This is a genomic window from Mesorhizobium sp. M1163, from assembly GCF_040318415.1.
GTDB lineage: Bacteria > Pseudomonadota > Alphaproteobacteria > Rhizobiales > Rhizobiaceae > Mesorhizobium.
Genome location: NZ_JAMYMF010000023.1, coordinates 95,885 through 120,680, shown reverse-complemented (window position 1 = coordinate 120,680; position 24,796 = coordinate 95,885). Strand labels below are relative to the sequence as shown.

Genomic DNA, 24,796 nt, shown 5'->3' with positions numbered 1-24,796 from the left:
GGCCGGGGCAGTCGACATGGGCATAGTGGCGGGCAGCCGTCTCGTATTCGACGTGTGCCGTCGAAATGGTGATGCCGCGTGCCTTCTCTTCCGGCGCCGCATCGATCTGGTCGTAGCGCTTGTATTCGCCAAAATACTTGGTGATCGCCGCCGTCAGCGACGTCTTGCCGTGGTCGACGTGACCAATCGTGCCAATGTTCACATGAGGCTTAGTGCGCTCGAATTTACCTTTTGCCATAGTCTCTTTCCTTGGACGGCCTAAGGACGGCCTGGACCTTCAGTTCAGTCGAATGCGGGGCGATTAGCGACTAAGGCCGAAAAACACAAGTGCCTTGTGGCTGAGCGCGGCTCACTCGGTTCGAACCCATGATCCGATTTAGGGGATGTGGCCGATATGGGAATGGCAAGACGGAAATGTAAGATGGGCACGACCCAAGGCCGGAGGCGCCACAAACCCTTAATGACACTCCCTTAATGAGACTGGCTTAATGACACTGGAGCAGAATGGCGCCTGGGCACTTGCGGGTAAATGAGCATCATGCGGATTGCCACCATCGCGACAGGGCAGAACCTGCAACGTCTGATCTATCTGGCCATATGCGGCTTGATCTGCACTTACATCGGCGTGCTTGGCATTTCGATATTGATCGGCAGCTGGCTGTTCGACGAAAACGGGCGGCCGCTGGCGACCGACTTCATCGCATTCTGGGGGGCTGGCAAGCTTGTCCTGCAAGGCCATGCCGCCGATGCCTATAATTGGGACCTGCACAAGAGCATCGCGACCGCTGAAAGCGGTGCTACCTTCGACGGCTATTTTTCATGGCAGTATCCTCCGACTTTCCTGATCGTGACCGCCGCACTGGCGTTGCTATCCTATCCGGCTGCATTGGTTGCATGGATGGCGACCGGGATAACGCTCTACGCCGCCGCCATACGGCTGATCGGGAACACACGCGTTGCGATTCTGGCAGCCATGGCCTGGCCCCCCGTGCTTTGGAATACCGTGGTCGGCCAAAACGGCTTCATTACCGCTGCGTTGCTTGGCGCAGCCATCGCCTCGATCGAAAAACGCCCCGCGCTGGCCGGCCTCTGCTTCGGCCTGCTCACCTATAAGCCGCAATTCGGTCTGATGATCCCGCTTGCGCTCATCGCCGGAGGCTTTTGGCGAGTGATCGGTTGGGCCGCTGTTTCCACCACCGTCATGATCATGCTTTCCATCGGCCTCTTCGGCGCCGAGATTTGGTCCGATTTCTTCGATGCCGCCGCCAAGGTCAACGGCACCATTCTCGTCGATGGTAGGGCTGACTTCTCCAAGCTTCAAAGCCTCTACGGTTTTGTCCGCGCGCTTGGGTGGAATTGGACGCTCGCATGGACCGCGCAGGGCCTGCTCATCGCAGTTCTGAGCGCCGGCATTGTCTGGATATGGCGTCAAAAAGTGGCGTTCGACGTCAAGGCAGCAGCGCTCGCAACCGTGACGATTCTCGCTTCGCCTTACGCGTTCATCTATGATTTCGTGGCTCTTGCCATCCCGCTGGCGTTTCTAGGAAAATCAGGATTTTCGGCGAAAGAAAGCGCTGTCGTGATCGCTGCCGGAATTCTGCTCGTCTCGGGCCCCTCGGACCACCTGGCCACCGCCTTTCTCTCGGCGCTGCTTGTGTCAGGCCTGGTGGTCGGCCGCGCATGGCAGGCTTTTCCGACACGCTTGGCTTCGCGGGCTGGAGCGCTCAACGTGAATTGAAGCCATAATCCGTTCGCTTGCCGCTGGAAATCCGTTCGCTTGCCGCTGGCCCATTGCCGCTGCTGCGCCGGTCTGATTTCGTCGGCCCATGCATTTCATCCCGACTGCCATCCGAGGCCCGCTGTTCATGGTCGTTTCGACCGGATCCTACATCGTGAACGACACGATGATGAAGCTCGCAACCGCGGGACTGCCGCCCTATGAGGTGCTGTTCCTGCGCGGCGCTGCGGCAACATTGTGGGGCATTCCGCTGCTGTTCATGCTGGGCTATGGCAAGCAGATCCCGCTGATCCTCGACGCGAAGGTGTTGCGCAGGAACCTGCTCGAACTGGGTGCTATCCTTTGCTACGTGGTGGCGCTCGCCAACATGCAGATCGCCGATTCGACCGCGCTTGGGCAGATCACACCCTTGCTGATGCTGGTCGGCTCCTCGATCCTGTTTGGCGAACGGATCGGCGGGGTGCGGCTGGCGCTGATCGGCCTTGGCTTTATCGGCGGGGTGATGGTGGCACAACCGACGATGCAGGGGATTTCGGTCTACGCCCTGCTGGCGCTGGGCAATGCCGCTCTGTCCGCGGCACGCGATCTGGCGGGACGCAAGGTCGCCGCCGAGGTGCCGGGGATGGTTGTTGCCATTTCCGCGGTGGTCGTGGTGCTCGCCGGCGCCGGCGTCGCGCATCTGCTTTCCGAGCAGTGGGTCGTGCCTGAAACCCATCACCTGCTGCTGATGGCGGGGGCCGGACTGTTCCTGATCTTCGGCCACTTCTTCATCTTCATGGCCTATCGGGTCGGGCCGACCAGCGTGGTGGCGCCGTTCTACTATTGCTTCACCGTCTGGGCGGTGATTTCGGGCCTGGTGGTATTCCGGCAACTCCCGAATGCGCTGGCCATCTGCGGTATCCTGCTGGTGGTGGCCAGCGGGTTGACAATCGTCTCGCTCGACGAGCGCAAGCGCCGGTTGACTGTCGTCGCCTAGAGCGGAAGTGGAGAAGCGCATGGCAAGCCCGGAAAGCAACCAGAATGCAAGCAACCGCACGCTCACCGGAAAGTGCCTGTGCGGCGCCGTTCAGTATGCGGTGGCGGACGCGTTCATCTATGCCGCGAACTGCCACTGCTCGAACTGCCGGCGCACCACCGGTTCGGCGTTCAAGCCATTCGCCGGCATCGAACGCGACAGGCTGAGCCTGACCAGGGGCGAGGACAATCTCATGATCTTCGGCGACGAAACCGGCCATAACGCGCACTGCAAGACTTGCGGCTCGTTGCTCTATTCGGTGGTCCGCGGCGGTGCCTTCGTGCATGTCGCCATGGGAACCCTGGTCGACGAGCCGACCATCCGCCCGACGCAGCACATCTTTGTCGGCTCCAAGGCGAAGTGGTTCACGATCACCGACGACCTGCCGCAATATGAAGAACACGTGGTCGCTGGAGATGCCGACGAATAGCTGACCGTTAGAAAACGCTCAACCAAATTATCGTTTCGTTTTCGCGTCCGTCGCCAAAGAAACTATACTGTGCTCCGTCACCGAACCTATGTCGCGGGGATTTCTGTGGCATTACCGCCCGAGTGGTTGCCCAATGTTGCGATGAGGCGCGTCATTTGCCATTGGACGGCGGGCTCGCATTCGGCCGGCGATACCGACAAGGATGCATATCACATACTGGTCGAGGGGAATGGCCGTCTGGTCAGGGGCCGGCCTTCGATCGCGCTCAATTCCGGCCGGGTAAAACCGGGATATGCCGCGCACACGCTCAACTGCAACGGCGGCTCGATCGGGGTTTCGCTCTGTTGCATGGCCGGGGCGGAGGAAAGGCCGTTCGATGCCGGCCGCTATCCGATGACCAGGGCGCAGTGGGACGCGATGACCGCGGTTGTCGCCGAACTCTGCAAATATTACCGCATCAAGGTCACGCCCAAAACGGTGCTCTCGCACGCCGAGGTCGAAAGCAATCTCGGCATCGAGCAACGCGGAAAATGGGATTTCACCCGGCTGCCTTTCGATCCGACGATCAGCGGCGCAAGCGGCTGCGGCGAGCGGCTGCGCCGCGACGTGACGGCGGCAATGAGCTCGATGCCAAATCTGCCGGTGAGGATTGGGCGGGATGCCGTATGGCAGCGATTGCTGGAGGAACTATGGCCGATCATGGTGAGAGGGCTGGAAGCCGGCCTCAACACGCTGATCCGCGAAATCCTCAGAAGGATCAGATAGGCGGTCGGCATTCACCCGAATGCCGACGCAACTGCCGGACGGCTTCTATAGAGCCCTCTTGCCGCTGAACTGATGATAGGCCCAGAGGACAACCACGGCACCGACCACGGCTACGATCAGGCTATAGATGTTGAGCCCGGTAACGCCCGACGCGCCAAACGCGCTGAAGATGAGCCCTCCGACGATGGCCCCGACAATCCCGAGCACGATGTCGAGCACAAGGCCTTGCCCGCTTTTATTGACGATCTTGCTGCCTATGAAGCCGGCGATGACGCCGAGAATAATCCAGCTTAATATTGACATTTTTCCTCTCCGTTCCCCGCGCTCGATTACTTCCACATTATTAAGCAAAGCTCAAGCCAACTTGAAAATCATGATTACGGAAAGCTCAAACCGGCTTGAAATTCGCCATGGATGCGTCATTGTCGGAGACGGACGGGCAATTTGACATGGAGATCCACAATGGGACTGTTTGACAATGCCGTTCCCGGCGGCAACGTCGCCAAGCCGCTGATGATCGCGCTCGGCGCACTTTTGGTGGGAAAAATGCTGAGCGGTGGAAGTTCCGCCCAGCCGGAGGCAACGCAAAGCCCTGCCCCCGTCCCGCCTGATACAACAGCATCCGCCGATGGCGGCCTGCTCGGCGGTCTGGGCGGCCTGCTCGACAAACTGAAGGACGCCGGCCACGGCAACGTCGCCAATTCGTGGGTCGGTACCGGTCAGAACCAGCCGATCAACCCCAGCGATCTGGGCAGCGCTCTCGGGCCACAAATCATTCAGGAGATCGCGCAAAGGACGGGGCTGAACCAGCAGGACCTGCTCAAGCAACTGTCCGCAGCCTTGCCAGGGCTTGTCGACCAGCTGACGCCGAACGGGCAAGTGCCGCAGCAGAACCAGCTCGCGTCCATATTCAGCAAATTCGCGAGTTAAGGCATGTCGCCCAACACCGCCTGCGGTTTGGTACAACGACATGCATAAAACAACGGATTAAGGTCGTTGCGCGTCCGTCTGGACGCGCAACCAACACTTTGAATTATCGGCAAAGCGCTTCACTTGGCGGTGCCTGCTTCGGGATCGTGCGCGAGGGACGCCGCGGCTGCGGGAAATCTGGAGCGGGTAGCGGGAATCGAACCCGCATATTCAGCTTGGAAGGCTCCTAGGAATGCAATGAAATCAATGCGCCGTGTCACTGCTAGCTTTGGCCGTGTCAAATTCTGCGGTCGGGATCAGGTGGCGTGTCACTCATGGATACAGGCGGCCCTCTGACTTCCGACATGTTCGGTGTAAACGAGCGTTAAAACCGCAGGAATGGCGGCTTTCCGGGCTTTTCTGTGCCGTTTGTGCCCAGCTATTTCCCTGAAACTGGGCGCTTAGGCCCCGTATCTGGGCGGTTTCTGGGCGCGGTCTAGTCAATGCGATGGCCCATGCCGGAGACTTTAGTGTTCTCCGGTGTATAGGTCAGGCCGACGGCTTTGCCGCCGCAGTTCGCACACCTCAGCTTCGGAATGAGATCATCAGCCATCGCCGGCGCATCCGGACCGAGCTTCGCCTTCAGCTTCTCTAGATTGAGCGGCTGATTATGGTGGCATCGCGGATTGTGGCAAAACGCGATGAGCTGCATCTTGCCATCGATCAATGATTGTAATGTCCAGCCTTTCGCCATCCGGTCGATATAGCGCTGGCACTTGACGAACGCCAAGCCCGCGGCATCATCCAGGGTGACATGGCAATCTGAAAAGGCATGCTCGTTATGAAACCTGGACTCCTTGAAGAAGTTCCGTGGTCGGACTCCATCACGGTTTACGACAAAGAGAATTTCACCATCTACCTGCAGATCTTGGACGCCTGCGCTGACATTGCCAGCGTAGAGGAGATGGCAGATCTCATTCTCGGCATCGACCCGGCTCTTGAACCGGTGCGCGCCCGCAACGCTGTTCGCAGCCATATTGACCGGGCGAACTGGATGGTGACGACAGGCTCCAAGCACCTGTTCGCCGGCTGACTGCTATTCCTCGTCGCCAAAACCCAGCAGCGAGGCATGGCGTATGTGGCTGTGATCGCCACGGAGATGCTTGACGCGCAGCTTTACGCCAGGCTTGACCCACTGCGTCGCCGTCCGCTTCTTCATGGCCTCTGGCGGCGGGCCGGCGTGCTCCCGGACGCGCTTCAACAGCCGTTCCTTCATGTCGCGGCCCAAGGTGATGAAGGCGGTACCGAGATATTTGCCGGTGCCGGGATCAGCCAGCAACGCGAATGCCGCCTTGCCCGGCTCGCGCTCGACGCCGAGCAGTTCGAATTCGTCGACCGTCCAGCTCTTTGTCTTCAACCAGTTCGATGTGGGGCCGCTGCGATACGGGCTGTCGGCGCGCTTGGAGACGATCCCCTCGAGCCCCGCCTGGTCGGCGAGATAGAAGATCGCCTTCGGGTCGCCTGGCAGGGCCTCGCTGAACTGGATCCTGCTGTTCGGCTTGATGATGCTGTAGAGCATTTCCCTGCGCGCCTTGCAGCCGACGTCGCGCAGATCGTGGCCGTCCAGATGCATGATGTCGAAGGCGCCGAGGATCGTGGCGTAGGGATCGCTGTGCACGGACTTCTGCAGCGCGTCGAAGTCGGGCAGCCCGGCCTTGTTGGTGAGCACCGCCTCACCATCGAAGATCGCGTTCTCGACATCGAGCTCACGCGCGGCTTCAACGAGGCCGGTGAACTTACTGGTCCAATCGGCGCCGGACTTGGTGAAGACCCGGATATCGTCGGCGCTGTTGATGACGATTTGGGCGCGGTAGCCGTCGAGCTTGATCTCATGCATCCAGTGTTCACCCTCGGGCGGCTTGGCGACCAGCTTGGGCTCCATTGGCGGAATGAACTCGAGGCGACCGGTACTTACAATTTTACGCACCCAGTCAATACTAGGTACAAACCTTATATTAGCCAGAGTGAACGGAACGTGATTCTAGTTCAGCGCCGGCGGCAGGCCGGGCCTGAAACCCTTCAGCGCCGCGGCGATGCCCATCATCACCGACGGTTCGGGATAGTCGAGCATGCGCAGCGCGTCCGGCTCGTCGCCGACGACGCCGCAGATCGGCAGCACCTGGTAATCGCCGTCGAAGGGCATGGCCTCGCCATTGGCGAGAAAATCGTATTCCGGGAAGCAGCACTTCAGGAAAGCCTCGACCGCGCGCAAGGCGGCGTCGGAGCGGGCGTTGGACGGCGCCAGGACGACGAAGCTGTCGACCGCGTCGCCGGCCGGCATATCAGAAATGTCGATAGCGAGATGCATGAGAACCCCCGGTTGTATGTTCTCATTCCGTTCATGGTCGGGAGTGCAAGTCAACCCCTGCCCTAAAACGCAAAAAGCCCGCCGCACCTTTTCGGCGCGGCGGGGCTATGTTAATTTTTTCCGACCAGATGAGGTCAGTTGGCCGGTGTGAAGTCGACGTAGTAGCTCTTGCCGATCACAAGTTGCTCAGCCGCTTTCGGGTTGTCGATCTGGAACTCGGCATGACCCGACGGTGTCGCCTTCTGGAACGAAAGATCCTCGGCGACCTTCTGATCGTACTCGCATCGGAAGATCGCTTTCGCGCCGCCCCAAGCCTGAGCGAACACGTTCTCCAGTCGCATTTTTGCACGAATGCCCATCTCTTCATCTCCATGAGTGGGGGTTGCCCGGAGCCGCCGGGCGCGGATTGCTAAGGTGCTTCCGGGGTCAGCGGCGTCAGCGTTGCCGGCGCCGGAACGATGTCGAAATAGACCGTCGGCGCCGTCACCTCGATCGGGAAGGCCAGCTTCTGCATTACGTTGCAGGCGTAGGTGAAGCGCGCCTCGTAATGGGCGCGGCCGAGCGATGTTGCCAGCGGGATGGTGATCGAGCGCTGATAGGTCTCGCGGCCTTCCGGCGGATAGCCGTCGATCAACGGTCGACGGCCGACCGTATAGGTCGACGGCACATGCACGATGCCATCCGAATCGGTAACATAGCGCTCGACTGTCGCCGCGCAGATGCGGTTCTGCACCACCGTGTACTGGACATCAAGCACACCGCCCTGCGGCACATGCGGCGTCAGCACGCTCGCCGTCTCGAAGACGATCGGCGGCTCGCGGTCGATCAGGATGGTGACCAGCCATGCCAAGAGCACGGCAAAGGGCGAAGCGACCAGCGCGGAGCGCCAGTCGAAGGCGCGCGTTCGTTCCAGCACCGTCATCCGGCCCTCATTTGATCGACCTCACATAGGGCGCCAGCAGCGCCCAGAGCTGGTTCAGCGCTACCAGCACGGCGGCAAGCCCGAGCACGAATTTGGGCGCCGAGCGCAGCGTCTTGTTGAAGATCACCGAGCGGGTGACGATCCGGAAGCCTGCCTCCCATTTGTCGTCGGGCAGCTTCAAAAACTGGTCCAGGCGGTCCATCTGCTTCTTGGTCAGATGGCTGACCTGGATCATGCGTTCGCGCTCTTCCTCGTTCCAGCGCGCCACCATTTCGATGGTGCGCCTGTCGAGCTCCCGCCAGCGCTGCGGCAACAGGAGCGGATCTGTTTCTGCCATCGTACCCCGCCCATTCAGGATTTCAGTTCGGCGCGGCGTGTCGTGCTCGCCTTTGAGTGGCGGTCGCATTCGGCCGGCTTGTAGAGGCCGATCGCGCAGCCTGGCGCCATCGTGCGGTCGATACGGTTCTGATCCTCAATTGTCTTGCCCTGGGCACCAGCGAGGCTGTTACCGAGGGCCGAGCGTAGCGCCGGAACACCGTTGACGCTTGAAGTCGTACACCCCGCCGGCAGCAAGGCAGTCGTCAAAAGACATGCGAGCACCCAGACCCTTTTCGATCGCATCGCGGTTTTCCCTTTCGATTTTCTGGCGGAGCTCGGCCGCGCCCTGGTGCTTGATCAGCATGTAGACGCTCAACCCCGCGCCGGAGGCGACGAGGATGGCGGCGCCGATCGCGATGACGCCGGCGAGCAGCCTGTTGACGCCGAGCAGGCCTGCTACAGCGCCAATGAGGCTGCCCATCATCGCCGCGCTCCGCTCTGGAACGCCTCGACGCCCTTCTTCTCGCCATGACGGGCCACTAGGAAGAGGCCGCCGGCCACACTGGCGATCGCCAGCATCCACACCCAGCCGGGAACGTCGCCGGCGGCGTCCTTGACCGGCTGCATGAGGCCCGAGGCTTGGTCGAGATTGCCGACGATGCCGTCGAAGAAGCTGCCGATCAGCGCCGCGATCGTGGTGAAGAACGCGCCGACCTTGGCCAACCAGTTGGTGCGAACTTCCGGCACCTTCTCGCGCACGACGTCCGGAGCGGCATCCGTGCGCGCCGGCGCCAGCACGCGCGGCTTGGCCTTTTGCAATGCCAAAAGCAGCGCATCGTCGATACCGTCGCCCTCAGGCAGGCCATTCTCGGCACGGAAGGCGCGGATCGCGGTCGCCGCCATCGTGCCGATCTTGCCGTCGATGCCACCGACCTCGGTATAGCCGAGATCCTTCAGCTGCTGCTGCACGCGCTCGATCGTTTCCTTGTCGACGGCCGGCGGTGCCCGCTCGATCGGCGCGGCCGGTTCGGCAACCGAAGGCTTGCCCGGCGCGTAGGGCGTGTCCTTGATCCTCTGCCATTTGGCATAGGCGGCGGCGAGCTTGGAATCGTAGCGGTTCTTCTTGTAACCAGGGCCGTTCCAAGTCTCGGCGACCACCGGCCAGCGATGCGCGCGCAGATCGTCGTCGACTTTCCACGCGACAAGCAGCTTCACCGTCGCCTCGAGGTGCGCGGCCTCGTCATCCATGAAGGCCCGCACCATGGCCTGCACGGTGCCGTAGCCAGCTGCCTTGAAGTTCTCGCCGAGGATCTGGGTGAGGCCCCAAGACGCCGACTTCAGCGCAGCCGTCTCATCGATCGCGATAGCCGCGACCAGGCGCGGATAGCTGTCCTTCGGATAAGGCTTTGCGCCCCATTTGGCATAGGCGAGACCGGCTTTCACCGCGGCGGTTCGCTTGGCGCCGGACAGGTTGCGATAGAAGACGTGCGGCTCGAACAGCAGCTTGGGCCGGCCTTTGGCATCGAAGCCGGATCCTGCCGCCTCGACGTCCATGAAGGCATGAACATGATCCTCGCCGACGCCGATCAGCGCACCGATGCGCGGGATATCGCGATCAGTGATGCGCTTCGCAGCGCCCTTGAACGTGGTGTCCATGGGAGTTCCTTTCCGCCCTTACGGGCAGGTTGCAGATTGTGGGAAAGATGGATTGACTCGCCAGATCGACAGGCGTGTAACCCTGGCCCTGGGGATATGCCTGGGGCCGCGCAAAATGACGCTACGTATCAGGCTGCCGAGAGGCACGCTGAAAGTGAAGACCTATCGGGAACTGCGAACGCGCGAACACGATCGGCGGGTGCCGATCATGAAAGTGGGCTCGTTGTATTTTATCTGGTGGTCAAACCAGCAGTCCAACAGCCCACAGAAACCAGACCGATGACTTAGTCCGCTGGAGAGATCAGGTAGTTCCCCGGCCTCAGTTGCGGCCCAGCGACCAGTTCTGTCTTTATCCGCCTCACGACCCCGCCAGCACCGGCCATGAGGTGCATCTTGATCGGATAAGGGAATAGTTTCTGAACGTCCTGAAGCGAGCTCAGATCTTCTTCGAGGGTCCCGTCACCGATTTCGATCCAGACGATCGGCCTGGACTTGGCAAGTGTCCTGTTAAGCCCTCGCAAGGCGTGCGGTTCAAAGCCCTGAATATCGATTTTGATCGCGTCGACGGTCGAAATCCCTTTGGCTTCCAGAAAATCATCCCCACGTTCGACCCGGAACACGCCAACCTGCTGGAGCGGTCGGTCATACTGCTCGACGGTAGAGAACGTTCCTAAGCCAAGATTGTCCTTGCCGATATCGAAGAACGGCAGATCGGCCGCATGCTCTGCCAGTCCGACCCGATGCAGATGCACGTTCTTCAGATCGTTAAGTGCAACGTTCCGTTCGAAGGTCCTCCAAAGCCGCTCGTTCGGTTCAAAAGCGTGGACCTCCGCAAAACGACGGGAGAACGCTAGGCTGTGGGTTCCGGCGTTGGCACCAATATCAAGTGCGATGCCTCGTTTCTCGGGTGGGATGAAGTTGAGGAATGCTTCAGTGAGATCATCTTCATAGCCGCCGAACAGGTAGACTTCGCGATCGAGCCTCGACGCCAAGGTACCCGAATAAACTGTCGAACCGTTGACCACCGTGAAGAGCGCTTCGCTGGGTGTGATGCGGGCGACTCGGCGCCAGCCGCGGAATCGATCCAGCCAGCGCATTGCCCTGAATATCCTTGCGGACGTGCTTGGGTGTATTTCCGCAGTGATCTGCTTCAGCATAGATCGCGCCTCGTTGTTTTAAACGGAGATGTTCGTCTATGGCAATTCGGTTAACAGAACAAGCGGCTCATTTTACAGCGTCTCCCCGACATCGGCCATGATCGCTACTGAAGCCGCAAAGATATCGTCGAGATCGGTACTGGTCAGAAACTTGCTATAGATCGCAAGGATCGCCCCCGCGCTCGCCTCAGTGGTCGCGCCAAGCGGCCGGCGGCCGAAGCGAAGCTTCTTTGTGGTCGAACCTAGCGCGCCGCTTGCCCTGCTCACCACAGCGCTGGAAACCCTGGCGCTGCCCGAACGCTGGATATGCGCTTGGGCGGCGGTCAAATTGAACTGCGCTGCGAACATCGACCATTTTGAAGAATTGTCCGTCCCGAGCGTGCTCGCGGCAGTAGCGCTTGCCGCAACAGCGTTGGCATCGGTGCCGAATGCCTGCGCGCCGCCGCCGCCACCAGGGGTCAACAGGCTCACGCTGACGAGCGAGCTCGTATTGCCGTCGTCCGCGATCAGGCTTTGCGTGGCCGGCGCCTTCGCGATAGCAACTAGAGTAATCTCGTTGTTCAAATTGAACAGCGATCGTGAGAATTGCGCGCCCATATCGAAGTAAGCGCCATAGGCACTGATCGTGGTGCTGGACACCGTCTGCGATGCACTGACCGTGTAGGTTCCTGTGCCACCACTGCCCGTCCCAAGCGCCGTGATCGTCGTGCCTGCAGTGACGCCCGAGCCGCTGATCTGCTGGCCGACGGCGATCACGCCTGCAGCAACGGCGCTGACGGTGAGAGTGGTCCCCGCAATGCTGCCGGTAACGATGCCGCCTGGCAGCTGCGCTAGTCCAACCTGACCGGGCGTGCCGAACAGAGTACCGTCCGTCGCACCCGTGAAAATGTTCTTGGTTGGGGCCGATGTCAATTTGCTGCCGAGCAGATAACCCAGAACACCAGTCCCGCCGATGTCCGGAAGATCCTGGAACTTGCCGTAGCCAAGCCCTGAGGCGAAGCTCCCGTCGAATTGAATGGCGACTTTGCTCATGTGAGTATCACCTCGCAGATTGGCACCCACTTCTGCATGGGCAGCTTCAGGAAAGACCGATCGAAAATCAGGGGGTTGTCGTCGCGGATGTTGGAGTAGCCCTTGTAGGCGTCACCTGTCCAAGCGAAGCGAAACTTCCATGCATCAGCCGGCGTCTCGCTAGCATCCCAGACGATGCAGTCGCGGCCGGCAATGCGAGGGTTGGACAGCGTTTTGGTCGCGCCGGCAGCACTCACCGCGGCCAACCCCCAATTCGTGACAGCCGGCACTTCCGGGCTGGTTGCCCCGCCGATAATGCGGCGCCCACGGTCAACGGGAAACCGGGCAATAATGTTGTTACCTTGCGCATGGATGACCGGGACGAGCGGCGCGACCTTGATCTGATCGAACAGCAGTCGCTTGAGTACCAGGCCAAAATAGGCACCGGCCCATTTCGAACCTCGCGCCGAAAGATGGAGATCTCCGACCGAGATTTGCGGGAATGGGTAAGCTGGGCCGGCGAAAACCATTTCGGCATCAGCGCACACCGCCAAGCTGGCCAAGGCGACATTCGGAACCGGTAGTCCATTGGTTGGGTGTGTGCACGTTTGTATGACTGCCATCGGCAAGGGCCGATGCCAACCAAGAATAGCATCGACCGGAGCCTGGAACTGCGATCTGACCAGCCTCAGATTGTCTAAGTAATACTGGTAGGTGACATCGCTAAAATTGTCATTCGCGCCCTCGAATATGGTCAGGGCACCCGGTACATAGGACTTGCCGGCTGCCTCGTAGAGCGAAGCGCCCTGGCCGATCGAAGCTAGTACCCTCTCATACACATCCGACGCGACGCTGCCCTGCAGCATGCCAGAGATCGGCTGGCCGTTGTGGCCGTCTGCCGCAAGCAGGAACTTCTGCCCGAGGGCGAGCGGATCGTACCCATCCTCTTCGACCAGAAGCTGCGCGATCATTTCGACCATGCCAGACATGGGCGTCTCGCCGCCATCTGTCACGAAATCGTCGATACCTGGCGCTTTGGTCACCTCGAATGCACTCGTCAGCGACGCACGGTTTCCGCTAAAGTCAGTGTCGTTGCGGTCTTCCGGGCGGACACCACCGTTGAACATGTCCGCACGGGTCGATGGCGTCGTCGAGATCGGTGGGTTCGATAGATGCCCCATGGAGAGAGACTCGCCAAGCATATGGAGGCCAATTCGCTCGGCAAGCGTCGCCATCAAGGCGTATGCCGGATCTGGTAATGGCCGCTCGTTTCTGTCGATCCTACGGGCGAAACGATCGATAACCGGATGTCGCATCGTCGCCGGCTTCACCTCGAAAAACTTGGAGCCATCTACATCGGTTAGAGACCACTCCGCCGGCCCACTCTTTTGCTTGTTCTGATCGGTCACCGCCTTTGCCGCTGCGAGGTCTGACCGAACGCTGTCCATTACCTGGTGCTGGAAAACAGTCGGCGATAGACGCATCCAGCGATAGCCATCCTGGTCAGTCAGCGAAAATTCAGTTGGTCCGCTCTTTTGCTTACTGCGATCGGTGACCGCCTTGGCGATCGCCAGATCGACGCGGATGCTGTCAATGACGGGGTGCTGAAATACCGTCGGCGTGACACGCAACCAGCGATAGCCATCCTGGTCAGTCAGTGAAAATTCGGTTGGTCCATCAGCACGAAGAAGAGTTTGAGCCAGGAGCAGCAGCGCATTGTCCAGCGCTGTCTTGCTTGGGTAGCTGGCAACCAGCGTCGCCACCGTCGCGACATTTTTATACATCAGCGCATAGGTCGTGGTGCCATCGCCCTTGACGATGAAGAACTGCCCATTGACCGTCGCCGCGATGCCGGCGGTGGTGGTGTCGTAGATAATCCCGCCAGCCGCAGCAAGGGCCTGTCCGGCAGATACTCCGGCATTGGTTTCGCTGACGAGAGCGGCGGCCGCCTTCGCCGCGGCAAGGTCGGCGCTGGTCTTTGCGCTCGGACTGCCGGGTCCCACGTCTGTCGGACTGACAGCATAGGCTTGAGCGAGATCGCGTGCCGCGTTGATCGCGGTCATGGCCGAAGCGAGGTCGCCGAAGGTCACCGCGATCGACGCCACCTCGTCGCGATAGCCAGACGTCTGATTCCTGTAGGTTAGCGCGTTGCCAGCCGAGGTCGCGGCAGCTGTCGCCTGCGCCGGTGCCGCGATGATCGCCGCCATGTTGTCGGAGGCCGCAAGCACGGCGGCAATGTTCATCGATACCGTGACGACTTCGGGCCTTGTCGCCCAATATTGGGAGCGGCCGGCCCAGTGCACTGCGGAAAAGCCGCCGTCGACTTCGACGTCGGGCGCTTCCTCGGCCCAGCGACGGGCAAGCTCCACCTTGTCGGCGGCTTGCTGAAGCAACGTCCCCCAGAAATTGCCGCCGGTCGCCGCCCAGCCGCCGGCAGTCTTCCGCCACTCGTCGCCGCTCGCCCGAATGATGGCGCGGTCGCCGTCGCGACCGAAATCTGCGACCAGATCGCCGGCATTCTGGACGACAAGGAAAGACTGGCCAGCCGGGCCGGAGACGACGACGACATTTGGGATTTCGAGGATCGCGCTATACGACATCGCGGGTCACCGTCTCCAGAACTGGCCAGATCACTTTGTCGAGAACCATGCTGCTGTCGTCGCCGTCGATGCGGGCGATATCGAACACGACGATCGTCGAGGCGACGAAAGGCTTGGTCGCATCCTCCGACAGGAAGAAGGCCAGCGTGCGCGGCGCCTCGCGCTGAATCGTCAGATCAATCGTGTCGGCTTCGAACAGCACCGGGCCGGGCACGGCGGCGCGGAACTGCGCCACCAGCCGGCCGCTGCCGATCTCTTCGGCATCCCACAGGTCCTGCGGGAACTGGAGGCGCATCTGGAAATCGTAGCCGGGCCGGATCGGCTCGACGTCGGGGAAGACATATTTTGCCATGATTTCAGAGGACCGATGCCGCTGTGAAGAAGGCGCCGACCTGGGCGCCGGTGAAACCCAGAGCGGCAAAGCCGGCCTGCATCGTCGGATCGGCGCGCACGAAGATGCCGCTGTTGTCATAGGCGATCTGCACGGCCAGGCCTTGCGCCGCGATCCAGGCCTCGGCCTCGGCCAGCAATCCGGCGGCGAGCAGCTGCAGCTTGAACTGCCGTGCCGAAACCCGATCGGGGATGACCGGCACCGGTACGGGCGCGGTGAAGACTTCGCCGTCGAACAGGAAGCCGGGGCAGACTTCGTCGCCAGCTTCGACGAAGCCATCGGGCTGGCCGCCCGAGCGGTCGGACTGAACCACGATGCCGTTTTCGACGAGGACGAAATTGCTCATGCGTCTCCCCAATATTTAAGGCGGGCATAGACCTCGATCGAGCCGAAGCCGAAGGCGAGGCCGAGGCCGTTGGCGTGTGTGTGTGAAGTGCGCCATTCCAGGCGATAGGCGTGGCCGCCGATGACCATCGCCCCGCCGACCGCAATGCAACCGGTATCGGGAGACGTGTTGCCTCCAGCGCCCATACCGATGCCGACCTCGGCTCCGGCGGTCACGTCGAACAGTCGAACTTGCAGTTCGGTGCCATAGCCGACGACTTGCCATTCAACCTGGCCATCGTTGGCCGGCGTGAAGACGTTGCTGGCCAGCGCCATCAGATTGTAGGGATCGCGCACCTTGGTGTTCAGGATATGCACAGCCCAGGCGCCATTGCCGGGCGCCGAAGAACCGCCGCTCACACCCGAGGCCTTCTGGTCCTCCAGCACGGCATCAGGCAAGCCGTTGCCGCCGCCATATTCCGGTGCGGTCGCGGCGGCATTCATGCGCAGCGTGCGCCGCGCCGTGCCCTTGGGCACTCGCGCCAGAACCTTCGGCCCTGTGGCATAAAGCAGGTCGCCCGCCACCAGGCCGGCCGGCGCCGCCAGGAACAGCTTCTGTCCAGCGCCGTCACCGACCACGATGACGTTGTCGTCGGTATCCCAGCGGATATCGCCTTCGGCAGTCGGTAGCGGGTTTGAGCCTTGCCGCAGAATGCTGCTCAACGGCGCGCCGCTGGCCCTGAAAAAGCCGAGCATGCGCCAGTTGCCGGAGCCGAGCGACTGCACCCACGCGGTATCGCCGGCCTCGGTCGCAAGATCGGCGCCGCCGATCAGGATCATGCTGGTGGCGTTATGGGTCAGCGTCAGCGCCGCGGCGAAGGTCAGGCGGCGGATGGCGCCGTTCGGCGCCGAGCCGAAGGAAGAGATGGCGTCCGTGCCGGTGATGCGGACATTGATGCCGGTGGCGTCGCCGAGATCGGTGGTGGCCCCACTAGCCATGTCGGTCGACATGGCCGACAGATTGTCGGCGGCATCGACCAGGCTCGAAGCACCGGTGCCGCCATGGTCGATATCGATCAGCCCGTCATTGTTGGCGTCATAGATGGCCTTGGCCATCATGCCGTAGCCGCCGACATCGACGCCGGACAGGATGTCAGTGACGGCAGCACCGAGATAGAGCTGCAGCACCGTCTGCAACAGCGCCGGGTCGGCCGGATCGAGGGTCGCGAGATCGACGCCGGAGGCGATCAGCACGACGCGCAGATTGGCAATGATGCGGTTCCAGTCGTCGGCGGTCAGCTTGGTCGAATCGCCATAGCTGAGGCCGTTGCGCGCCCAGGAGAAGCCGTCGACATGGGCGGTGCCCATGTCCGCCGGCGGCGTCAGCTTCTTGACGACATCGAGGATGCCGAACAGGTCAGGTGCGGCCATGATTTACAATCCGGTAAAGGAGAAAGGGGGCCAGCAGCCGAAAAGGCGACGATGCGGCCGTGAGGCAATCAGGTCTTGATTATGTAGAGCACCGCCCGGTTGCGCGGCCGCGTTTCGGCATCGCCGGTCGTGACATTGACGATGTCGACATAAGGATTACCGCCGCCGCCCGGATCCCAGCCGTCATTAACGTTGCGCTCGCCGGTCTTGGCGACACGGGCAAAGCCGACCTCAGACGGGTTGGTCGATGGTGTCGCATTGCCTGCTTGCCGAAGCGTTCCAAGCGACCCATCGCCATTGACGCGCGCGACATCGTCCGTCTGCGGCCGCGCCGTGGCGTAATCCTGAAAGCTGCCGAAGACGCGTCCGGTGTCGATGCCGCGGCCATCATCAAAGCCGCGCAAGAATTCGCCGCGGAAGTCGGGCACGTTGAAGGTGGAGACCGCGTCGCCGGCGCCCCAGCTGGTGCCGATCGCCGCGAACAGATCGGCATAGGTGGTGCGGCTGACCGCCTGGCCATTGCATTTCAGCCAGCCGGTCGGCGCCGTCGCGGCAGCAAACATCGAGACCGAGCCGGGCGGCACCTCGATCGACGGCGTGCTGCCCGAAACAATGTCGGCGATCAGCGCCTGCAGAGCCTGCCAGAGCTGCGTCTTGTCCGCGGGATCGGGTGTGAGGCCAGCTTCGACGATCACCTTCAGGATCTCGTCCTGCGGATCGTTGAAGACATCGGCCGGCGGGATCGCGCCGGTCAGGCCAGCCGCGCGGTTCTCGTTCCAGTATGGGATGCGCTCGCTCGATACGGGCGCATTGCGCGGATTGACGAACTTCATGGCGGCCTCTTTTCAGACGGAAAAAACGATGGTGGTCCAGGCTGGCTTCAGCGCGTTGAACAGGCAGATCAGATCGTCAGGCAGGCCGAGCCGGCCGAGCGGCGTCTCGCCGGCACGGCCGTCGCCGGCGCGAAAGAATTCGACCGAAACGCCAGGCACCCTGACGATCCAGACATATTCAACGACCTCGCCACCGGCGATTGCCTCAGGGCCGCCGCAGGTCGATGCACCGGCCCGGAACGGCGCCGGCTCCTCGATCGAGATGGCATAGCCGGCATCGGCGGCTAGCTTGATGAAATCGGCCGGCGTGATGGTCCCGCCGGAACGGATTTTCAGGAGCAGCGAGCGCATACGCGCGTCGATCGTCTGGTCCGGCCCGAGGCAGGGATCGGGCAGCCCGTATTCGATTTCCCAGTCGTCCAGCGAAGTGACCAGCGTCACTGCCGTCGATTCCAGCACGACGCCGAACAGCGCCCGATAGGCGTCGGCAAGGGCCGAGCCGATCGCGCGCCAGAACCGCGACAGCACCGACAGCGGATCGAGCGCCTGGTTGTCGGGCGTGCCCCATGCCGCCCCCTTCGGCAGCAGCGCCGTCAGAAAACCTTCTGCGGCCTCATCCGAAGGATCGGACAGGACATCGCCCTGCGGCGGCGCACCGATGAACGGATCGTCCGGGGCGAAGTGGAAGAAGGCAAGCTCGTCCTCCCCCGGATAGCGCGGCCAGCGCACGGCGTCAGACATAGTTTACCGTGCCCAGCACCGGCATTTCGCCGCCGACATAGATGATGTCGCCGGACGGGTTGATCAGAAAGTGCCGGTCCTCGCCGACCGCAAGGCTGATCGCTTCGGAAATCCACGAGCGCGACAGTGTAAAGGGTGCCGAGGCGACACCTGGCCGGGCGCGCCTGACCAGCATGGCGGCGATCGATGCGGCGATCGCCGCACGAGTCTGCACCGTGTCGACGACAAGGTTCGCGATGGTGATGTCGAGCGGCGACGGGATCGGCGCGGAAACCGACAGGCCGGCACGGATCAGTCGCCGCGCGTCCAACGCATCCTGGACCAGGGCGATATCGCCCGCTTCGGGAATGCCGTTGACGCGGCCTTCGAACAGGAACCAGACGCCGACCGTGCCGGGCGCGTCGGCGAAAGGAAAGGCCCAGGCCTGAGTGACGCCGGGCACGGCACGGGCAAACTGCTCATAGTCCGAATAGGCGCCGCCCTGCGGCGGCCTGCGCTTGCGGTCAAGGATGCGCGCGCGAAGGCTGGCATCCGTCTCCGTGTCGGCACCGCCGCCAATGCCGCCGCTGGCCACGGTCGCTTCCAGCTCCAGGTTCGGGAACTGCGTCGGGTCGGCGCGCTGCATCGTCTCGCCGGCGGCGATGTTGGTGGCGACGCCATAATCGTCGGAGAGGATGGTCAGCGCGAGCTGCCCGGCCAGGTCGGAGCGCGCATCGGAAACCGAGCGATAGAGCCGGTTCCCGGCGATGAAGGCGATGCCGGCCGGATAGATGGTGTCGGCATAGCCATTGAGCGTCACCACGCCTTCGGCGCGCGCCATCGGCCGGCGATAGATGCCGAGCTCGGCGCCGTGCCGTTCCAAGTGCTGGACGCTCGCCGTGGTCGCGAAAATCTGATCGTAAAGCCAGGCGGCGCGCAAATGCATGTCGTGCATGCCTGCGGCGACGGTCTTCACGATCGCGGTCAAATTGTTCGGCCAGACCAGCGCATCGGTGCCCGGCAAATAGCGCCGCAAGGTGCCGCGCAGCCGGGTCGAAATCTCAGTTGGCGAGAGGACGGTCCAGGCCACGCAATTGCTCCCACAAGACGCCGAAGCGGCGATCGAAGACGACCGCGCCATCGCGGTCCTTCAAAGTGATTTTCAGGTCGATACGGCGCTGCGCCGGGTCGGCCGTGCCGATCACCTCGGCGGAGGAGACCGCGCCCTGGTCGATCAGCGTCTGCAGGGCGGCACGGGCATAGTCTTCAGCGCGCAGCGCGGTCGCGTCGTTTGCAGTCGAGCGGCGCAGCAGCCAGAGTTTCGAGCCGATCACCGTCTCGCCGAGATCGGTGCGCAGGTCGAAACTGTCGCCCGGCCAGCCGCGGTTCTGCTCTTCGGGCGGCAGCTCGTCAGGCTCGACGCGCGCATCGGTCATCAGGCAGAGCAGCACGGCGGTGGCAAGTTCCGCCTTGGCGCGCAGGCCGCCGGCATTGGCCTTGTCGTCGCCGGCTATGGCCCAGTCGCCCGACGTGCCGTCCCATAGTGTATCGGGCGACAAAAGCGGTTCGCCGTCGCCGGTGAGCGGTACGATCCTGATCATCAGTGCGTGTGGTGCGGTGTGTTGCCGCCGGCGTCGATGATCGAGCCGGTGGCGGTGATGTTGCCGTCGACGTTGAGGTCGCCCTTTACATTCCAGGTGCCGCCGGTCAGCGTGATGGTTCGCGAGCCGAAATCCATGGTCACGCCTCCGGCGAACAGTTTGATGATGTTTCCAGACGCGTCGTAAAGCGCCGCGGCGCCGTCCGGCAGGTCGGGCCGGTGCTGCGCATGCTCGATCCCCATCAGCATCGCCTGGGTGCGGCGGCCAGGCATGACCATGGCAACGCCGATCGCGCCCTTGGGCGGACGACTGGCGGCGCCATGCGGCTGGACGTAGAGCAAATCCTTGAACGTCTCGCCGGCAAGTCCGCGACCGGAGATCAGCAGCTGGCCGTTGTCGAAGCGCGAAGAGTCGATCTCGAAACGCGTCAGGTGCGCGGAGGATTTCATTGCGCCGAATACTCCGCCTTTGGCTCCGGCGCCGACCACCCCTTGCCCGATTTCGACCCGGACGAAGAGCCGCCGAGCGCGCGCGGATCGGTAAGCGTCAGGGTCGCCCGCGTGCCGTCACCATCGGCTTGCGTGTCCTGCGTAAGTTCCACCGACTTGATGACCATCATCTGGTCGAGATAGACGCGAGGATGGCGCACATAGACCAGAAAGTTCGGCGTCCAGATTCTGCCGCCAGCATCGCGCCAGCCCGACACGGTGATCGTCGCGTTCACCGCGAGACCAGCCGCTGCACGCGCCTCCCATTCGACCGCGTTCTTCATATGCTTCGTCGTCGCCTCGCCATCGAGAACGACAATCTTGGGGCGGCTGCGGCCGACCGATGGATCGGACGCCTTGGCCTCCGGCCGCAATGCCTGCGCAGTCGTGCCGCGCGATTGCTGGCCGCGAACGATGACCGGGTTGAACCTGCCCTCGCCCGAAAATTCCGCTGCGGCGGAGATGATGTTGACGCCAGCCGCCAGGCCGCCGCTATGCGATCCCTCCGGCTTCTGGACGATGCGTAATTTGCCTTGCGGCGTGTCGTGGATGATCGCCGCCTCGGCGCGCGCCAGCGGCTCCAGTGTCGAGTAGAGCGATTCGCCCGGCTCGATCTGATGCTTGGCAATGGTTTCGAACGATCCCTTCGCCTCGATGCCGATGCCGCAATTGTCGAAGGCCTCGCCGATGCCCTTGATGTCCTTGTTCTCGACCAGGCCGGTCTTGTGCAGGATCGATGTCTCGACAGCATCGACCGTCCGCGAAACTAGCGAGATGGTCGCGCGCCAGTCGTCTGATCCCTGGTCGGGCCGGAGGTCGCGGACATAGCCAGTCAGCAGCAGCGTGCCGTTCGCCGTCAGACTGGCCTTGTCATCGGGCCAAGGCGGCGAGGCGCCTGGCGGTATATGCCCGGTGACGACGGCGCTGCGCACAGCCTCTTCTGCCGAGATCGAGATCGAGACATCCTGCCAGGGCAGGAACAGCCCGCCCGCCTGGATGGCAATGGTCTCAAGCGGCAAGACACGATCCTCTCAGGCCGCCCTGTAGGGCAGCGTGCACACGTAGGCTAGGGGGCGATGGCCTCGAAGCTGATCGGCATGGCCGCCGGCGTGGCGACGCTGTTGCGCTGGACCAGCTCGCCGGCGCGGCCGGCATCGCCATAAAGCGCGTAGGCCAGCGCCGTCGCCGGCAGCGATATTTCGGTCTGCACGCTGACCAGCGGCGCCCGATTGGCGGCAACGGCACTGAGGTCGGATGCCGCAGTCGCCGCGATATCCGACAGCCATTCACTGACCGCAACGTCGAGGCTTGTCGACAGGGCCTCGAGGACGGGATCAACGACCGGCGCAATGCGGTCACGGGCACGGCGCGCATCTTGGCGCGAAACATAATCGCCCGCAGCAAGCGCCTGGCAAAACCCGGCGGCGAAGGCGGCGGCCGACACCAGGGCGAAGACATCGTTGCCGGAAGGTGCGGCGGCAACCGCAAAAGCTTCAGTGGCTTCGGTCGGGCTCGCCGCATCGGCAATAGCGCCGACCGTGGAGACGATCGCCGCGGCAATCGGCCCGGCCTGGGTGACCGGCTCAGACGACAGGCGCGTGATCGTCGCAATCTGATCGGCAATGACGGGCCGCGTTTCGGCCGGCATTTCCGCCGCATCGGCGACCGAGGCCATCGCCACCGCGGCAGATGCGGCGGCGAGTGCCGAGGGTGCCGCCTGACCAGGCGCGACATCGCGCATGCGGAACGCGGCGGCCGAGGCGATCATGTCGATGCCGGCGGCGATCTTGGCGGCGATGGCAAAGGCGCCGGGCACGGCGGCGAAAGGCAGTGAGGCGAGGCCCGCCAAAACGAACTCGATCTCGAAGCCGAAATAGCCGGCACGGCCGCGCTCGCGCGACAATGACCAGCGCGGCACGCGAACCAGCACCGGACCGCCCATCGGCAGCACCAACGTCGCCGCACCGGGCGCATTGAGCGCCGCGGTGAAGGCTCGGGCATTGGCATCGGCAATGTCGCCAGCGACATAGGCCGACAGGCTGAAACGCCTGACATCGCCGCCCATGTCCTCGGTAATGTGCAGATCGGAATAGGCGATCGGCGAGATGGCGACGCGCCGCCCGCCTTCGGCTTCCTCGGCCTCGACGAAGAACGGCACGCCGCGGAATGAGGCGGGCCGAAAGGCTTTCAGCCAGTCGCGCATCAACGTGGCCCCATCAGATGGCCGGCATTGGACTTGCCGGTGTCGGCGCGCACCGCCTTAAGCGAGCCGATGGGCCGCGACAGGTCGGCGGCAGCACTGCGGGCGGCGCCGGCAAGCGCATTGGCGCCGGCGACGATTGCCGCTTCCAGCTTGCCCGCGACCGATGCCAGAGTGTCGGCACCAGACTTGATGCTGTCACCGGCCTGCTTGCCGCCGTCAGCAACGGACGATGCCGTCTCGACGCCGGCGCCCTTCAGGTCGGCGGCTGCGGCGTCTGTAGCTCGTTCCATCGCGCTGAAATCGATTTCGTTGCCGAAGTAGCCGGACGGCTTCTCGACCTGAACGCTGTTGCGCACGGCGGCTGCGTGGCCGCGACCGTAGAGCCGGTATTGCTCGGCCACGCTCGGCGCAACCGGGCGCGGTGTCGGGATCGGCGTGCGACCCGGCTGGTCCTGACGGCGCGACGGCAATTCCGGGCTGGCGCTCATCGGCCCCTTGGCGGCACGCAATCCTTCCGGGGAACGCCAGCCGCCCTTGAACGCCTTCAGCCCCTGGTCCTGATTGTCGAAGCCATTGCGCAGCCACCACATGCGCTTTTCCCAGAAGCCCATGCCCTGCTTGTCGAGCTCGGCATTGATGAACTGCGCCTTGTCCATGTTGGAGCTGACGAAGTCCATGGCGCCGGTGGCGGCGGGTGCAATACCCGAGCCGATCGCGCGCACCATGCGCTCCCAGGATGCGCCCATGCGGTCGATCTTCGACTGGTTGTCATCGAGGACGCGGCCGAGATCGCGCATCGTCGCGCCATCGACATTTTCGAGCGCCTTCTGGAAACCCTCCATGGCGTCGCGGCCCTGCAAAAGGGCGCGCATGCCTTGCTGGAATTGGGCATCGGTGAACAGTTGCGGGATCTTCGACAGATCGCCTTTGAGCGCCCGTTCGGTCAGTTCGATGAACACATCGATAAGGTCACGGCCTTCCTTGCGCGCCTTGGCCATTTCCTTGCGCAGATCGACGCCGAACTTCTTAAAGCTCTTCGCCGTCTCGTTCGATTCCATCTTCTGCAAGACGTTCTGCAAATTGGTAGCGGCAGAACTCGCATCACCAGTCTGCAGGCGCACCGTCTGCAGCATGGAGGCGAGCTTGCCCAACCCCTTCTCACCCTCATACCCAAGCGAGGCCATGGCGGGTGCCAGCGACGGAAGGTACTGGGCCATGTCCTTCAACTCGAACTTGCCTTGCTTGCCCGACGTCACAAGGATGTCGAACGCGCGCTGCATGTTGTTGCCGGCGAAATGGAACGAGCTGCCGATCGCATCGGCCGTGGTTGCTATGTCGGCGATTTCGGCACCGGCCGCCTGCGCGGTTGCGGCGACGGAAGGCAGGAACGAAAGCGCATCGTCGAGGCTGCGGCCAGAAGCCACAAGCGATTCGAGACCGTCCGTGATGCTGTCCTGCGTCATCGAATAGTCGAGCGCAGCACGATCGACCGTGCGGAACATCTCGCCCAGCTTGTCCTTGCCGGCATCGGCATTGATGGCGATGCGGTTCAGCCGCCGTTCAGCGCCGGCGAAGTTTGTCACCATTTGCCCGGCCCCGCGCACCAGGCCATAGGCGACAAGGCCGCGCACGGCGTTTGCCGCCAGCATGCTGTTGCGTGCCATCAGCCCTTGGGTGCGATTGAATGCCAGCGCCTTCTGGTTGACCTGGTTGAGCTTGCTGGACAATTGGCCGAAGGCGCCCATCGGGCCGAGCTTCGCCGACAGGCGCAATATGGCCTCGATCGTGCGGTTGCTCATGTCTTCGGCCTGCGCTTCAGGAATTCAATGCCGCGCCTGTGCAGCATGGCGATCTCGGAAAACGGCATCGGCAGCACAATTCCGGGCTGCCAGCCGAAGAAGAACATCAGGTCGTCG

General features: G+C 62.7%; 31 protein-coding genes. 7 read left to right on the top strand and 24 right to left on the bottom strand.

Annotated elements, in window-relative coordinates:
• Nucleotides 1–238, bottom strand: a 238-nt coding sequence (locus NKH43_RS21875; protein ID WP_352859837.1) for a GTP-binding protein, incomplete at its 3' end; no start/stop codon positions are given.
• A gap of 291 nt (nucleotides 239–529) precedes the next feature.
• Here NKH43_RS21875 and NKH43_RS21870 point away from each other — a divergent pair.
• The 4 genes from NKH43_RS21870 to NKH43_RS21855 all read left to right on the top strand — a co-directional run bounded on the left by NKH43_RS21870 (nucleotide 530) and on the right by NKH43_RS21855 (nucleotide 3,948).
• Nucleotides 530–1,738: a glycosyltransferase family 87 protein gene (locus NKH43_RS21870; RefSeq protein WP_051409608.1), complete on the top strand. Its 1,209-nt coding sequence runs from the start codon at nucleotides 530–532 to the stop codon at nucleotides 1,736–1,738.
• Between the two features lie 88 nt (nucleotides 1,739–1,826).
• Nucleotides 1,827–2,714 (top strand): DMT family transporter, encoded by an 888-nt coding sequence (locus NKH43_RS21865; RefSeq protein ID WP_352859835.1) that lies wholly within the window; start codon nucleotides 1,827–1,829, stop codon nucleotides 2,712–2,714.
• A 19-nt stretch (nucleotides 2,715–2,733) separates the two neighbouring features.
• Nucleotides 2,734–3,183, top strand: a complete 450-nt coding sequence (locus NKH43_RS21860) for a GFA family protein (protein WP_023717515.1) — start codon at nucleotides 2,734–2,736, stop codon at nucleotides 3,181–3,183.
• A 141-nt stretch (nucleotides 3,184–3,324) separates the two neighbouring features.
• Nucleotides 3,325–3,948, top strand: coding sequence for a peptidoglycan recognition protein family protein (locus NKH43_RS21855; RefSeq protein WP_352484574.1), 624 nt, complete (start codon nucleotides 3,325–3,327; stop codon nucleotides 3,946–3,948).
• A 45-nt stretch (nucleotides 3,949–3,993) separates the two neighbouring features.
• On the opposite strand, the gene NKH43_RS21850 is transcribed toward NKH43_RS21855, so the two are convergent.
• Nucleotides 3,994–4,251, bottom strand: a complete 258-nt coding sequence (locus NKH43_RS21850; RefSeq protein ID WP_023717513.1) for a GlsB/YeaQ/YmgE family stress response membrane protein — start codon at nucleotides 4,249–4,251, stop codon at nucleotides 3,994–3,996.
• A 159-nt stretch (nucleotides 4,252–4,410) separates the two neighbouring features.
• Between NKH43_RS21850 and NKH43_RS21845 the strand changes: the two genes are divergently transcribed.
• A complete protein-coding gene (locus NKH43_RS21845; RefSeq protein WP_023717512.1) occupies nucleotides 4,411–4,878 on the top strand; it encodes a YidB family protein in 468 nt (155 codons plus the stop codon).
• 475 nt (nucleotides 4,879–5,353) lie between these two features.
• On the opposite strand, the gene NKH43_RS21840 is transcribed toward NKH43_RS21845, so the two are convergent.
• Nucleotides 5,354–5,647: a hypothetical protein gene (locus NKH43_RS21840; RefSeq protein ID WP_352859833.1), complete on the bottom strand. Its 294-nt coding sequence runs from the start codon at nucleotides 5,645–5,647 to the stop codon at nucleotides 5,354–5,356.
• Nucleotides 5,648–5,698: 51 nt separating this feature from the next.
• Here NKH43_RS21840 and NKH43_RS21835 point away from each other — a divergent pair, with 51 nt between their 5' ends.
• Nucleotides 5,699–5,950, top strand: coding sequence for a hypothetical protein (locus NKH43_RS21835; protein ID WP_352859831.1), 252 nt, complete (start codon nucleotides 5,699–5,701; stop codon nucleotides 5,948–5,950).
• 3 nt (nucleotides 5,951–5,953) lie between these two features.
• Here the strand turns inward: NKH43_RS21835 and NKH43_RS21830 are convergent, their stop codons facing one another.
• From NKH43_RS21830 to NKH43_RS21800, 7 genes are all read right to left on the bottom strand, one after another.
• Complete coding sequence (locus NKH43_RS21830) at nucleotides 5,954–6,799, bottom strand: ATP-dependent DNA ligase (protein ID WP_352859830.1); 846 nt, start codon at nucleotides 6,797–6,799, stop codon at nucleotides 5,954–5,956.
• A 99-nt stretch (nucleotides 6,800–6,898) separates the two neighbouring features.
• Nucleotides 6,899–7,225: a hypothetical protein gene (locus NKH43_RS21825; RefSeq protein ID WP_352859828.1), complete on the bottom strand. Its 327-nt coding sequence runs from the start codon at nucleotides 7,223–7,225 to the stop codon at nucleotides 6,899–6,901.
• A 134-nt stretch (nucleotides 7,226–7,359) separates the two neighbouring features.
• A complete protein-coding gene (locus tag NKH43_RS21820) occupies nucleotides 7,360–7,584 on the bottom strand; it encodes a hypothetical protein (RefSeq protein ID WP_352859826.1) in 225 nt (74 codons plus the stop codon).
• Between the two features lie 50 nt (nucleotides 7,585–7,634).
• Nucleotides 7,635–8,147 carry a hypothetical protein gene (locus tag NKH43_RS21815; protein WP_352859825.1) on the bottom strand — a complete coding sequence of 171 codons (513 nt, stop codon included), beginning with the start codon at nucleotides 8,145–8,147 and terminating at the stop codon, nucleotides 7,635–7,637.
• 7 nt (nucleotides 8,148–8,154) lie between these two features.
• Nucleotides 8,155–8,484, bottom strand: coding sequence for a hypothetical protein (locus NKH43_RS21810; RefSeq protein ID WP_352859823.1), 330 nt, complete (start codon nucleotides 8,482–8,484; stop codon nucleotides 8,155–8,157).
• 168 nt (nucleotides 8,485–8,652) lie between these two features.
• Nucleotides 8,653–8,949 carry a hypothetical protein gene (locus NKH43_RS21805; RefSeq protein ID WP_352859821.1) on the bottom strand — a complete coding sequence of 99 codons (297 nt, stop codon included), beginning with the start codon at nucleotides 8,947–8,949 and terminating at the stop codon, nucleotides 8,653–8,655.
• Nucleotides 8,946–10,121 carry an N-acetylmuramidase domain-containing protein gene (locus NKH43_RS21800; RefSeq protein WP_352859820.1) on the bottom strand — a complete coding sequence of 392 codons (1,176 nt, stop codon included), beginning with the start codon at nucleotides 10,119–10,121 and terminating at the stop codon, nucleotides 8,946–8,948. The genes NKH43_RS21805 and NKH43_RS21800 overlap by 4 nt, the downstream gene beginning before the upstream one ends.
• Before the next feature lie 52 nt (nucleotides 10,122–10,173).
• On the opposite strand from NKH43_RS21800, the gene NKH43_RS21795 reads away from it, so the two are divergent.
• Nucleotides 10,174–10,404, top strand: a complete 231-nt coding sequence (locus NKH43_RS21795; RefSeq protein WP_352859819.1) for a hypothetical protein — start codon at nucleotides 10,174–10,176, stop codon at nucleotides 10,402–10,404.
• Between the two features lies 1 nt (nucleotide 10,405).
• Here NKH43_RS21795 and NKH43_RS21790 read toward each other — a convergent pair whose 3' ends face one another.
• The 14 genes from NKH43_RS21790 to NKH43_RS21725 all read right to left on the bottom strand — a co-directional run bounded on the left by NKH43_RS21790 (nucleotide 10,406) and on the right by NKH43_RS21725 (nucleotide 24,679).
• The gene (locus NKH43_RS21790) at nucleotides 10,406–11,278 is read right to left on the bottom strand and encodes an FkbM family methyltransferase (protein ID WP_352859818.1); all 873 of its coding nucleotides are present in this window, start codon (nucleotides 11,276–11,278) and stop codon (nucleotides 10,406–10,408) included.
• Nucleotides 11,279–11,350: 72 nt separating this feature from the next.
• The gene (locus tag NKH43_RS21785; protein ID WP_352859817.1) at nucleotides 11,351–12,310 is read right to left on the bottom strand and encodes a hypothetical protein; all 960 of its coding nucleotides are present in this window, start codon (nucleotides 12,308–12,310) and stop codon (nucleotides 11,351–11,353) included.
• Nucleotides 12,307–14,658 carry a hypothetical protein gene (locus tag NKH43_RS21780; RefSeq protein WP_352859815.1) on the bottom strand — a complete coding sequence of 784 codons (2,352 nt, stop codon included), beginning with the start codon at nucleotides 14,656–14,658 and terminating at the stop codon, nucleotides 12,307–12,309. Before NKH43_RS21780 ends, NKH43_RS21785 begins: the two co-directional genes overlap by 4 nt.
• A gap of 220 nt (nucleotides 14,659–14,878) precedes the next feature.
• Nucleotides 14,879–15,241 (bottom strand): hypothetical protein, encoded by a 363-nt coding sequence (locus tag NKH43_RS21775; protein WP_352859814.1) that lies wholly within the window; start codon nucleotides 15,239–15,241, stop codon nucleotides 14,879–14,881.
• Between the two features lie 4 nt (nucleotides 15,242–15,245).
• Complete coding sequence (locus tag NKH43_RS21770) at nucleotides 15,246–15,626, bottom strand: hypothetical protein (RefSeq protein WP_352859812.1); 381 nt, start codon at nucleotides 15,624–15,626, stop codon at nucleotides 15,246–15,248.
• Nucleotides 15,623–17,035 (bottom strand): hypothetical protein, encoded by a 1,413-nt coding sequence (locus NKH43_RS21765; RefSeq protein WP_352859810.1) that lies wholly within the window; start codon nucleotides 17,033–17,035, stop codon nucleotides 15,623–15,625. The genes NKH43_RS21770 and NKH43_RS21765 overlap by 4 nt, the downstream gene beginning before the upstream one ends.
• Nucleotides 17,036–17,103: 68 nt before the next feature.
• Nucleotides 17,104–17,868, bottom strand: a complete 765-nt coding sequence (locus NKH43_RS21760) for a phage tail protein (RefSeq protein ID WP_352859808.1) — start codon at nucleotides 17,866–17,868, stop codon at nucleotides 17,104–17,106.
• A 12-nt stretch (nucleotides 17,869–17,880) separates the two neighbouring features.
• Nucleotides 17,881–18,609, bottom strand: a complete 729-nt coding sequence (locus NKH43_RS21755) for a putative phage tail protein (protein ID WP_352859807.1) — start codon at nucleotides 18,607–18,609, stop codon at nucleotides 17,881–17,883.
• Nucleotides 18,602–19,678, bottom strand: coding sequence for a baseplate J/gp47 family protein (locus NKH43_RS21750; RefSeq protein ID WP_352859805.1), 1,077 nt, complete (start codon nucleotides 19,676–19,678; stop codon nucleotides 18,602–18,604). The genes NKH43_RS21755 and NKH43_RS21750 overlap by 8 nt, the downstream gene beginning before the upstream one ends.
• A complete protein-coding gene (locus NKH43_RS21745) occupies nucleotides 19,650–20,189 on the bottom strand; it encodes a phage GP46 family protein (protein ID WP_352859803.1) in 540 nt (179 codons plus the stop codon). Before NKH43_RS21745 ends, NKH43_RS21750 begins: the two co-directional genes overlap by 29 nt.
• Complete coding sequence (locus tag NKH43_RS21740; protein ID WP_352704903.1) at nucleotides 20,189–20,638, bottom strand: phage baseplate assembly protein domain-containing protein; 450 nt, start codon at nucleotides 20,636–20,638, stop codon at nucleotides 20,189–20,191. The genes NKH43_RS21745 and NKH43_RS21740 overlap by 1 nt, the downstream gene beginning before the upstream one ends.
• Nucleotides 20,635–21,696 (bottom strand): phage baseplate assembly protein, encoded by a 1,062-nt coding sequence (locus NKH43_RS21735; RefSeq protein ID WP_352859801.1) that lies wholly within the window; start codon nucleotides 21,694–21,696, stop codon nucleotides 20,635–20,637. The genes NKH43_RS21740 and NKH43_RS21735 overlap by 4 nt, the downstream gene beginning before the upstream one ends.
• Nucleotides 21,697–21,743: 47 nt before the next feature.
• A complete protein-coding gene (locus NKH43_RS21730; protein ID WP_352859800.1) occupies nucleotides 21,744–22,880 on the bottom strand; it encodes a DNA circularization N-terminal domain-containing protein in 1,137 nt (378 codons plus the stop codon).
• On the bottom strand, nucleotides 22,880–24,679 hold the full coding sequence (locus NKH43_RS21725; RefSeq protein WP_352859798.1) for a phage tail tape measure protein: 1,800 nt from the start codon (nucleotides 24,677–24,679) through the stop codon (nucleotides 22,880–22,882). Before NKH43_RS21725 ends, NKH43_RS21730 begins: the two co-directional genes overlap by 1 nt.
• Between the last annotated feature and the right edge of the window lie 117 nt (nucleotides 24,680–24,796).